The sequence below is a fragment of the Pseudofrankia sp. EUN1h genome (assembly GCF_001854645.1).
Taxonomy (GTDB): domain Bacteria; phylum Actinomycetota; class Actinomycetes; order Frankiales; family Frankiaceae; genus Pseudofrankia; species Pseudofrankia saprophytica.
Genome location: NZ_MBLN01000103.1, coordinates 1 through 11,021, shown reverse-complemented (window position 1 = coordinate 11,021; position 11,021 = coordinate 1). Strand labels below are relative to the sequence as shown.

At 72.3% G+C, this 11,021-nt stretch carries 11 protein-coding genes; 10 read left to right on the top strand and 1 reads right to left on the bottom strand.

All coding sequences use genetic code 11. The features are described 5' to 3' along the window. Positions 1-8 precede the first annotated feature (8 nt). Positions 9-137 carry a tetratricopeptide repeat protein gene (locus BCD49_RS46690; protein ID WP_442960542.1) on the top strand — a complete coding sequence of 43 codons (129 nt, stop codon included), beginning with the start codon at positions 9-11 and terminating at the stop codon, positions 135-137. Positions 138-389: 252 nt separating this feature from the next. Then, positions 390-1,385, top strand: coding sequence for an asparaginase (locus tag BCD49_RS37630; RefSeq protein ID WP_007519953.1), 996 nt, complete (start codon positions 390-392; stop codon positions 1,383-1,385). A gap of 120 nt (positions 1,386-1,505) precedes the next feature. Here BCD49_RS37630 and BCD49_RS37625 read toward each other — a convergent pair whose 3' ends face one another. Beyond that, positions 1,506-1,886, bottom strand: coding sequence for a MarR family winged helix-turn-helix transcriptional regulator (locus BCD49_RS37625; RefSeq protein ID WP_083401941.1), 381 nt, complete (start codon positions 1,884-1,886; stop codon positions 1,506-1,508). Between the two features lie 122 nt (positions 1,887-2,008). Between BCD49_RS37625 and BCD49_RS37620 the strand changes: the two genes are divergently transcribed. The 8 genes from BCD49_RS37620 (at position 2,009) to BCD49_RS37585 (ending at position 10,924) form a co-directional block, all read left to right on the top strand. Further along, positions 2,009-2,449, top strand: a complete 441-nt coding sequence (locus BCD49_RS37620; protein WP_071042467.1) for a nitroreductase/quinone reductase family protein — start codon at positions 2,009-2,011, stop codon at positions 2,447-2,449. A 349-nt stretch (positions 2,450-2,798) separates the two neighbouring features. Next, positions 2,799-3,131, top strand: a complete 333-nt coding sequence (locus BCD49_RS37615; RefSeq protein ID WP_007519958.1) for a putative quinol monooxygenase — start codon at positions 2,799-2,801, stop codon at positions 3,129-3,131. Between the two features lie 912 nt (positions 3,132-4,043). Beyond that, the gene (locus BCD49_RS37610) at positions 4,044-4,832 is read left to right on the top strand and encodes a S1C family serine protease (RefSeq protein WP_027140652.1); all 789 of its coding nucleotides are present in this window, start codon (positions 4,044-4,046) and stop codon (positions 4,830-4,832) included. 28 nt (positions 4,833-4,860) lie between these two features. Then, on the top strand, positions 4,861-6,006 hold the full coding sequence (locus tag BCD49_RS37605; protein WP_007519962.1) for an AAA family ATPase: 1,146 nt from the start codon (positions 4,861-4,863) through the stop codon (positions 6,004-6,006). Between the two features lie 8 nt (positions 6,007-6,014). After that, a complete protein-coding gene (locus tag BCD49_RS37600; RefSeq protein WP_007519965.1) occupies positions 6,015-6,902 on the top strand; it encodes a DUF58 domain-containing protein in 888 nt (295 codons plus the stop codon). Beyond that, entirely contained in the window at positions 6,899-7,858 is a 960-nt protein-coding gene (locus BCD49_RS37595; protein ID WP_007519967.1) for a VWA domain-containing protein, read from the top strand. Before BCD49_RS37600 ends, BCD49_RS37595 begins: the two co-directional genes overlap by 4 nt. Then, positions 7,858-8,949, top strand: coding sequence for a vWA domain-containing protein (locus BCD49_RS37590; RefSeq protein ID WP_007519969.1), 1,092 nt, complete (start codon positions 7,858-7,860; stop codon positions 8,947-8,949). The genes BCD49_RS37595 and BCD49_RS37590 overlap by 1 nt, the downstream gene beginning before the upstream one ends. A 331-nt stretch (positions 8,950-9,280) precedes the next feature. Then, a complete protein-coding gene (locus tag BCD49_RS37585) occupies positions 9,281-10,924 on the top strand; it encodes a GGDEF domain-containing protein (RefSeq protein WP_232794061.1) in 1,644 nt (547 codons plus the stop codon). Positions 10,925-11,021 lie beyond the last annotated feature (97 nt).

Sequence of the window (11,021 nt, the reverse complement as noted above, 5' to 3'; positions counted from 1 at the left end):
GGGACGCGGTGCCGCTGTTTCAGCGGGCGCTCGCGATCGGCGAGGCCGTCTACGGTCCCGACCACCCGAATTGCCGGACGACCCGGGGCAACCTCGCGGCCTGCGAGGCGCTTGTGACAGACGGATCGGAATCATGACGAGACACGCCGAGAGTTCAGCGCGCCAGCGCCCTGCGGCGAGTCGATGCTTCTTGATCGCGAAAGCCGACGGCTCAGCAATACGAGCCGCCACTTCGAGAGGCGTCGTCTTTGCTCGGCAGAACAGTGTCTCCGGCGACATGAAGACGCGCAGGCGCGGGAGCGGCGGAAGACTCGGCCTCGTGACAGTGCCGAGCGCCGCGGGCACCACGGGTGCCGATACTGGTGCGCATGCCCGGACAAGCAGGCGGCGTGGATCTGGATAGCGTCGCGAACCCGGTCCTGCTTACGGCGACACGGGCGGGAATCGTCGAGTCCTGGCACCGTGGCTCGCTGGTTCTGCTCGATGCCGACGGCGCGGTCGAGGTCTCCTTCGGCTCGCCGGACCGGCCCGTCTTCGCCCGTTCCGCGCTCAAGCCGCTCCAGGCGGCCGCCATGGTCGATGCCGGCTATCCGGGGCGGCGCGAGCACCTGGCGCTGGCGGCCGCAAGCCATGACGGCGAGCCCGTGCACCGTCAGACGGCCAGGGCGATCCTGACCTCCGCGGGCCTGGATGAGGGCGCGCTCCTCTGCCCGCCGGCGTGGCCMGGCAGCGAGGAAGCCCGCGTCCAGTGGGTCAGGCAGGGTGGCGAGCCGGCGCGGATCTGCCACAACTGCTCGGGCAAGCACGCCGCCATGCTCGCGACGTGTCGCGCGGCCGGATGGGAAACGAGCACCTACCGGCTGCCGACGCATCCGCTGCAGGTTCTCATCCGGGACGCGGTCGGGCGGTATGCCGGGCAGCCGGTCGCCGCGACCGCGATCGACGGGTGCGGCGCGCCCGCGCACGCGATCAGTCTGACCGGGCTGGCGCGGTCCTTCGCCGCCCTGAGCCGGGCCGCGGACGGATCATCCGCCGCCCTCGTGTCCTCGGCGGTGAGGGACCATCCCGTGCACGTTGGCGGAACTGATCGACCCATCACGCACCTCCTCGCGGATGTGCCGGGTCTGCTCGCCAAGGACGGTGCCGAGGCGGTGATCGCCGCCTCGCTGCCCGACGGGCGGTCATTCGCCGCCAAACTCGACGACGGCGCGGCACGCGGGCTGGGGCCACTGCTCGCCGCGGCGTTGAGCTACTGGCGCTGCCGGGGCCAGTCCGTCGAGCGATGGCGGACGGTCCCCGTCACCGGTGGCGGCGAGCGGGTCGGTGCACTCGGCTGGTCGGCGGACCTCCGCGCCGCGGTCGAGGGGCCTGACTCCCACCGGTAGTCCACAGTTCGCGAGGCCGGCCTCCGCCCGCCGGCGCGGCGGCACGGCGACAGCGCATCCGCGGCGGTCGAAGCGATGGTGGCGGTTGTGGTCGCGGTCGCGGTGGTCGAATCGGCTCGGTCAGGCGCCCGCGACGTTGTTCACGAGCCGGTCGAGTTGCCGCTCGAGACCGGCGATCTCCTGGTCGGTGAAACCGTCACGCAGGCGGCGGTCGAAGTCGACGACGATCGTGCGCAGCCGCAGGAACGCCTCCTCCCCCGCCGGGGTGAGCTCCACCGTCTGCACCCGCCGGTTCGCCGGATCGCGCCGCCRGGTGATCAAACCCTGGCCCTCGATGGCGTTGAGGTGATGGGTGAGCGTCGCCTCCCGGATGCCCACGGCCTGGGCCAGCTCGCGCTGGTTGGCCAGGGTGGCGCCCGTCTTGAGGTTGAGCAGCACCAGCCACAGCGGCATGGACCCGCCGCCGGCCGCCAGCGCCTCGTCGAACGCGCGGCTGACCACCCGGGCCGTCCGTGCCAGGTGGAGGCCGATCGGAGAACGGGTGGGAGGCACGCCGCAAGCATACTCACACTTCGATGTCTAACGCTTTGACATCGAAACGTTCGATGTCTACGGTTGTTGCCATGAGCACACACCCCGCCGACACGTCCCGCCGCTACCTGAGGCCGCCGTGGTTCGCCCGCGTCGTCGGCAACCGGATGGCGGCCCGCTTCCGCCCCGAGATCGTCTGGCAGCTCTCGGTGGACGGCCGGCAGAGCGGCCGCCCGCGACGGGTCCCGGTCGCCGTCCTCGAACACGACGGCGAGCGGTACCTCATCGCCGCCCGCGGCCAGACCGACTGGGCGCTCAACCTGACCGCCGCCGGCCACGGCCGGCTCGACCACGAGGGCCGAACCGAGGACATCGAGGTCACCGACGTCCCCGCGCCGGCCCGGCCGCCACTGATCGACGCCTATCTGGCGCTCTACGGCCGGATGCCCACCGTCGGCGCGTCCTTCCGCGCCCTGCCCGACCCGGCGGACCATCCGACCTTCCGCATCACCCGCTCCACCCMGCGGACCTGACCAAGAGGCGCTCGGCGGGAACGACCATGGCGCCCCAGCCGCCCCCGTCAGCGATCGCCCGGCGACTCGCTTGGGTTGATCGTCGCCACCGTGTTGCCGCGGTTGCGAATTCGCCGAAACGATGACGGCGACGACACGGTCGCGGCGATCATGAGTGGTCGCCACGCCGCGACCGGCGGTTGACCGTCGCGTAGGGTCTCAGCGCGACACCGGCACCGGCTTCATGGGCGCGACATCGTGCGGCCAGCCAGCCGGATGCGCCGGATAAGGCCAGCCGTGCCGGATGCGGCCAGCCCGCGCCTGATGCGGCCCATGCCAGCGACCAAGTCGACGTCGACAAGGGAGTCCGATGATCTTCATCACCGCCAAGTTCCGCGTCCGGCCCGAGGAGGCGGACCGGTGGCCGGTCATTGTCGAGGAATTCACCCGGGCCACCCGGAGCGAACCGGGCTGCCTGTGGTTCGACTGGTCGCGCAGCATCGAGGACCCCGCGGAATACGTTCTCGTGGAGGCATTCCGGGACGACGACGCAGGCGCCGCGCACGTCCAGTCCGCGCATTTCCAGGCCGCGCGCCAGATGCTGCCCCAGCATCTGGCCGAAACCCCGCGCATCGTCAACGTGACCATTCCGCAGGACGACTGGTCCCTGCTCGGCGAGATGGCCGTGCCCGCGGGAGACTGACCGGCGGGAGCTGGCCGGACCACCGCAACGGCGGAACGGCTGCGACCCGGTGTATCRCCCACCCCACCTTTCGCCTTGCCCAGGCCGTCAGCGATCAGGCCCGGCCCGGGTGGCTACCTGGCACGATCGCAATTGCCGACGGCCGGCCGGGCTGGAGTTCGCTGGTCATCTGGTGGATTTATCGGAGCCAGAGCGAGGAACCCTAATTACTCAGGTCTCGCATCGGATCCGGTCATGGGTTGTGGGGCGGATCCCGGCTTCCCGCCCGCCACAGCCCATGGATGGATGGGCGGGCAGCGCGCAGCGGCGGCCGGTCGCTTCTAACCCGCGTCGCGGCGGGCGCCAGCAGGATCCMGGCGTCGGGTCAGACGTCATGGGCGCGAAACGGCGCTGGTTGTGACTCTGACGTCGGACAGGACGAGCACGCGGCCGCACGAGCGCCCGGACGGCGCCCCGACCGAGCCCGGGCCGGGCTCCAAGCGGGGTTGACTCCGCGATCGCCAAAGCAATTCCACGGTGATTGCGTTCTTGCGTGCCAGGACGCCAAACATCACACCAGATCATGGCCCGCCCATGATCTGGTGTGAGCCAGGAGTCCGCCCAGCCCGGCTCCGCCGACGAGTGGCTGGCCGGCCGCGACCACTCAGCCGGCCGCGCCACCGCCGGTGCCACCGCCGGTGCCGGTGCCGGTGCCGCCCGTGCCGGTGCCGGCCACGACGCAGGCACCTCGCCTGATGACCGCCACCTGCGGGTCGGCACCTGGCAGACAGCTCACGACCGATACCGGCCGCCGAGGTGTGCGCCAGTCCGGCACGGTTTCCTGCGTCGTATCAGGTAAAGAATCGGTAGCATTTCGCATCAGCCACAGTGTTTGTTCAGGTACGGCTAAGGTATGGCCCGCAGTGTCGGGCTATGGCGCGTTGGTCCGGCCTTCGGGCAGCATGGGGCCCGCGGAGCGCCCTCGGCGTGCTGGTCGGCTGCGGTGTCCTCATCGTCGCTCTGGTCGTCACAGTGGTGGCGCTCGCGCTGCGTCCCGATGACGGCTCGGCGGCGCTGCCCGACCCGGCCGTGTCGGCGAGCCCCACCGCGGCCAAGACGCCGAGCGTCGCGGACATCTACCAGCGGATCGGGCCGTCGGTGGTCGTGGTGCGCACGGCCGACGGGTCGCTCGGCTCGGGCGTGATCGCCGCCGATGACGGCACCGTCCTCACCGCGAACCACGTCATCGCCGACGGCGGCGACATCAGCCTCGTCTTCGCCGACGGCACCACGTCCGCCGCCACGGTGGCCTCGGCGGACCCGAAGACCGACATCGCGACGCTCTCCCCGGAAACCCTGCCGCAGACCGTCGTGCCGGCGACGCTCGGCGGCAGGGTCGAGATCGGCGGCGACGTCGTCGCCGTCGGCAACCCCCTCGGGCTGACCTACAGCGTCTCGTCGGGCGTCATCTCGGGTGTGGACCGCACCGCCCCCACGGACAGCGGCACCTTCACCGGCCTCATCCAGTTCGACGCCTCGGTGAATCCCGGCAGCTCCGGCGGCCCGCTCCTCGACGCGAACGGCCTGGTCGTCGGGATCGTCGTCTCCATCGCCGACCCGGGCCATGACGACGCGTTCGCCGGCATCGGCTTCGCGGTGCCCATCGGCAGCGCGCTCGGCGGCGGCAACGGGCCTGGCGACGGCCGCGGACCCCAGATCTGACATCACGGAAGGTATCCAAAAGATAACGATGTCGAACCAGGACGACGCCGAGCGGCGATACCTGACCCTGATGGGGCCCAAGGGCGGCGGCACCCAGCGGCCGACCGGCGGGAACGCGACGACCGCGGGAAGCGGCACCATCCCCGCGAGCGCCGCGACGGCGGGCGGCGCGAACGCCACGGCGCACGGCGCGACCGCCGTGCCTCCCGGCGCCAGCCCGCTCGAGCAGGTGCTGTTCGAGGTCAAACGCACGATCGTCGGGCAGGACATGCTGCTGGAGCGGATGGCGATCGGCCTGCTCTCCGGCGGCCACCTGCTCGTCGAGGGCGTGCCGGGGCTCGCCAAGACGCTGGCCGTGAAGTCGCTGGCCGGGGCGATCGGCGGCCAGTTCCAACGCATCCAGTTCACGCCGGACCTGCTGCCCGCCGACCTGGTGGGCACCCGGGTCTATCGCCAGCACACCGGCGAGTTCGAGACCTCCCTCGGCCCCGTCTTCACCAACCTGCTGCTGGCCGACGAGATCAACCGAGCCCCGGCGAAGGTGCAGAGCGCGCTGCTGGAGGTCATGCAGGAGCGTCAGGTGACCATCGGGCGCGAGACCTTCCACGTCCCCGACCCGTTCCTGGTGATGGCGACCCAGAACCCGATCGAGTCCGAGGGCACCTATCCGCTCCCCGAGGCCCAGGTCGACCGTTTCATGATGAAGGTCGTCGTGCGCTACCCGACGGCGGTGGAGGAGCACGCCATCGTCGACCGGGCCCTGCGGCCGCCCGAGGCGCCGCAGGCGATCCTCTCCCCCGAGGACCTGGTGCGGATGCGGGCGGGCGTCCAGGGCGTGTACGTCGACCCGGCCGTCGTCGACTACTCGGTGCGGCTGGTCACGGCGACCCGCTCGCCGGGGACGGTGGGGCTCGGCCAGCTGGAGCGCTACGTCACCTACGGCGCCAGCCCGCGCGCGTCGATCAACCTGGTGCTGGGCGCCCGCGCGCTGGCATACCTGCGGGGCAGGGACTACGTCGTGCCGCACGACCTGCGCGAGCTCGCCCCCGACGTGCTGCGCCACCGCGTCGTGCTGTCGTACGAGGCGCTGGCCGACGACGTCGATCCCGACACGGTCATCGCCGGCGTGCTGACGGCGGTGCCGATGCCCGAGGTCCCGCTGCGGGACCGGTGAGCCGCGCGATGACCGGTGCGCCCGATCGGCTGCTGCTCCGGCTGGAGTGGCGGGTCGTCCGCCGTCTCGACGGGCGGGTGCTGGGCTCCTACCGGACGGCGTACCGCGGCGCGGGCCTCGACTTCGCCGGCCTGCGCGGCTACATGGAGGAGGACGACGCCCGCCGCATCGACTGGAACGCGACCGCCCGGCTGGACGAGCCGCAGGTGCGCCAGTTCACCGAAGATCGCGAGCTGACCCTGTGGCTCGTCCTCGACCGGTCGGCGTCGATGACGGTGGGAACGCCGGGCCGGGGCAAGCACGACGTGCTGGCCGAGCTCGCGCTGACGCTGGCCAGGCTGTTCGCCCGCGGCGGCAACCGGGTCGGCGCGCTGCTGCACGACGGCGCCGCGACGCGGGTGGTGCCGCCGGGCACCGGCCGCGGCCACGTGCTGCGCATCGGCCATGAGCTGGACCGCACGGCCGCGGCGCCGTCCACGGCGGGCACCACCGACTTCGCCGCGATGTTGGCGACCGCCGCGTCGGTGGCGCGGCGCCGGTCGCTGATCATCGTCGTCTCCGACTTCATCGGCACCGGCGAGTGGGACCGGCCGCTGCTGCGTCTCGCGCATCGGCACGACGTCGTGGCGCTGCGCGTCGTCGACGCGGCCGACGACGACCTGCCGGAGGCCGGGCTCGTCCTCGTCGAGGACGCCGAGACCGGCGAGCAGCTGCTCGTCGACTCCAGCGACCCGCTGCTGCGGGCCCGGTTCCGGGACGCCGTGGCGGAGCGCGAGGCCGAGACGGCCGGCCGCATGCGCAGGGCGGGGGTCCCGATGCACCGGATCGACACCGACCGCGACCTGCTCACCTCCCTGGTCGGGGTCGTCGCCAGTACCCAGTGGAGGCGGCCGTGAGCCTCGCCGTTCCCTGGCTGCTCGTCCTCGGTGCGCTGGTCGTGGCGGCGCTCGCCGTCGCCACCGTGAAGGCGTCCCGCCGGCGCCGGGCGGCGCTCGCCGCGGCCGGCGTGGCCACCGCCGCGGGACGGCGTGCCCCCCAGTTCGGCCTGTGGCTGAGCCTCGCGGGGATCGCGGTGCTCTCGGTGGCGGCGGCGGGGCCGGCGGCGTCCGTCCCGGTCTCCCGCGCCGCCGGGACGGTGATCGTCGCCATGGACGTGTCGAACAGCATGGCCGCGACCGACGTGGAGCCCACCCGGCTGGACGCGGCGAAGAAGGCCGCGACCGCGTTCGTCGACGCCCAGCCCGGCAGCGTCAACGTCGGCGTCGTCGCCTTCCAGAACGGCGGGATCACCACCCACCTGCCCAGCGCCGAGCACGCGGAGGCCGAGGCCGCGATCGACCGCCTGAGCGTCACCGGCGGCACCTCGCTCGCGGACGCGCTCCTCACCTCGCTGTCCGCGATCACGGGCAAGACCGTCCGGCTGGGTCCGGACGGCACCGTGCCCGACCTCGGCTACTGGAGCTCGGCGACCATCGTGCTGTTCTCCGACGGCGAGGACGGCGGCAGCGGCGAAGCCACCGAGGCCGCCGCCGACGCCGCCCAGGCCGCCGGCGTGCACGTCGAGACGGTCGGCGTCGGCACCGCGGCCGGCGGGGTCGTCACCGTCGACGGCTACCGGCTGCACACCGCGCTGGACGAGGACACGCTGAAGGCCATCGCCCAGACGACCGACGGCTCGTACCACCCCGCGTCGGACACGCCCGAGCTCGACGGCGTCGCGTCGACCATCGACCTGCGGCTGACCACCCACAACGAGGACCTTCCGCTGGCCGGGGCGTTCATCGCGTTCGCCATCCTGCTGCTGGCCGCCGGCGGGGTCCTCACCGTCCTGCGCACGGGAAGGGTCGTCTGATGTCGCTCACCTGGCCGTGGGCGCTGCTGACGCTGCTGGCCATACCGCTGCTGCCGGCCGTCGCCTGGTGGGCCCGGCGGCGGCGCCGGCGCGCCGCCGTGCGCGTCACGTCGGTCGCGCTGGTCCGTGTCGCCGTGGCGGGCCGGACGCTGTGGCGCCGGCGCGTCCCCGCCGCCCTGCTGCTCGTCGGGCTGGCCGCGCTCGGGCTCGGCGCGGCCCGTCCGCAGGCGACCGTCCCCGTCACGTCCAACTCGACGACGATCCTGCTGGCGCTGGACGTCTCGGGCTCCATGTGCTCCACCGACGTCGCCCCGAACCGCCTCACCGCCGCCGAGAAGGCGGCCGCCGACTTCATCCGGGCGCAACCGGGCGGCTCCCGCATCGGCCTGGTCACCTTCGCGGGCGTCGCCGGCCTGCTCGTCCCGCCGACCGACGACACCGACAAGCTGCTGGCGGCGCTGAAGACCCTGACGACGTCGCGCGGCACCGCCATCGGCCAGGGAATCCTCGCGTCCATCGACGCCATCGCCGACGTCGACCCGGCCGTCCCGCCGACCGGGGTGAACCTCGACGGTGGCAGCACCGGGTCCCAGTACGCGGCCGACGTCATCGTCGTGCTCACCGACGGCGCGAACACCCAGGGCGTGGATCCGCAGACCGCGGCGAAGGAGGCCGCGGCGCGCCGCCTGCGCGTCTACACGATCGGTTTCGGCACGACGACGCCGTCGCCGATGGTGTGCAGCAGCTCGCAGGTCGGCGACAGCCCCTTCGGTGGTGGCGGGGGCTTCGGCGGCGGGGGTGGTGGTCGGTTCGGCGACCGCAGGCCGCAGACCATCGACGAGGACGCGCTGCGACAGGTCGCGGGCGCCACCGGCGGCAGCTACTACCGGGCGCAGAACGCCGGGCAGCTTCAGGACGCGCTGACCGCGCTCCCCAGCAACATCACCGTCACGCACAGGCACAAGGACATCGCCGCCGTGTTCGCCGGCGTCGGCGCCCTGTTCGTCGCCGCGGCCGTCGCTCTGTCCCTGTGGTGGAACCGGGTGCGCCTCCCACCGAGCAGGTCTGGGCCAGCGCGCGAGAGCGGCTGATCGGGTGTCGCCGGGCCACACCCGACGGGCAGCCCGACGACCATCACCAGCATGTCAGGACGGGCTGTCCCGGTATGAGGGCCGCCGTGGAACCCGTTTCATCAGAAATACCGCCCATGAAATGAGATTCCTGTTCCGGGTAACTTCCACCGGAACACCTGAGCGGTGGACCGATTCACCATGAGCCGGAGCGGGAACATTTATCCGGGTGGCTGCATCGTGCTCTCGGCCAGCGTCGGCCGGCCCCCGGGCCTTCCGCCGGATGGTGATCGCCGCGGTCGCTTTCTTCGTGGCCGCGCTGACGGTCGATCTCACGGCGCCGAGGTCGGCGATGGTCTTGGTAGAGCCCATCGCGGCGAGCGTCGCCGCCGCGGCCGCCGCCGTGTGCTGCGGGGTCGAAGGCTGGCGGCACCGGGGAGTCGAACGACGGTGGCGATGGCTGACGGGGGCGGCCGCGGTCCTGGCGATGGCCGGGGTGGTCACGGCCGCGTGGTCCGCTCCCGCTACCGGGACCAACCTGCCGATGCTGCACCCACCCGATCTTGGCTATCTCATCTGCTACGGGCTCGCGCTTGCCGGGCTGCTCACGATACCGACGGACCCGCTGGACCGGGGTCCCGACGGCCGCGGCGCGCTCGGGATGTACCCAAGCGATCGTCCCCCGCATCCGCCGTTACCCAGYCGGCGCTGGCTCGCGGTGACCGTGCTGGACAGCCTGCTCGTGGTCGGCGCGCTGGCGCTGCTCGTCTGGGAGCTGGTGCTGAGGGACGCGCTGCTGCGAGACATGTACAGCCTGGGTTCCGTCCTGACGATGTCGACGCTTTCTATGGGTGCGTTGACCCTGTCGGTGACGGTGTTCCTGCTCGGCACGTTCCGGCGGCCGCGCTTCTGGCCCGCGTTCGGTCTGCTCGCGGCGGGCATGGTCGTGCTCGCGATCGTGGCGGCCAGCTATGTCGCCGCCGATGTTCGCCGCTGGGAGGTCGTTCCTCCGCCGTTCTCCACCGGGTTCGTCGCGGCGATGCTGCTGATCGGGCTCGCGGCGGTCGCCCCGGCGCGAGCAGCGGCGCCGCCCGTGGCCGAGCCGGATGACCATGACCACCGGGCGCACCAGCGACCTGGCCTGCTGCAGGTACTGCACCTGACGCTGCCGTATGTGCCGCTGGGCGCGGTCGGTCTGCTCACCCTGGTGCAGCTGGTGACGTCGGGCCCGATCCCGCGGGCGGAGATGTTCGCGCTGCTCGGGCTGCTGGCCCTGGCGTTGGCCCGACAGGTCGTGACGTTATGGGACAACGCGAGCCTGCTGGCCGGCTACCGGGCCAGCCAGCGTCAGCTCTTGTACCAGGCATTTCACGACCCACTGACCGGGCTGGCGAACCGGACGCTGTTCAACGACCGGCTGCGGCACGCGGTCGACCGGCGAAACCGCGACCGCGATCCGCAGCCGTTGGTCCTGCTGTTCTGCGACCTGGACAACTTCAAGAACGTCAACGACGAATTCGGGCACGCGGTTGGTGACGATCTGCTGCGGCTGACCGCGGACCGGCTCATGCACGCGGTCCGGCGGGAGGACACCGTCGCCCGGCTCGGTGGTGACGAGTTCGCGATCCTGTTCGAGGGCTCCGCCGAGGAGCCACGGAGGCTCGGCCAGCGGATCGCCGAGGCCGTCGCGGCTCCCTGCGAGCTCGCCGGAGCGTCGCGCTCGGTGCATGGAAGCGTCGGACTGGCCGTCGCGGAGCCCGGCGCCACCGCCGCGTCGGAGATGCTGCTGCACCAGGCGGATCTGGCCATGTACAGGGCGAAGCGCGTCGATGGCACCGTCGTGACCATCCACGATGGTCACGACGGTGCCATCGACGTCGAGGTGACCAGTGCCTACGGCCGGGAGACGCCCGTGGGGTGGGCGGCGCGCCGGACCGTCGTGCGGCGCGTCGCCCACGACGCCGTCAGGCGTTGGACCTCTCGGCCATCTCACTGAGCGAGATGCCGTCGTGCTTGATCTCGAAGCGGCCCTTGTCGAACGGGCGGATCTCCACGTCGTGGCCGGCGACCTCGGCGCGCAGCGCCCCGACGGT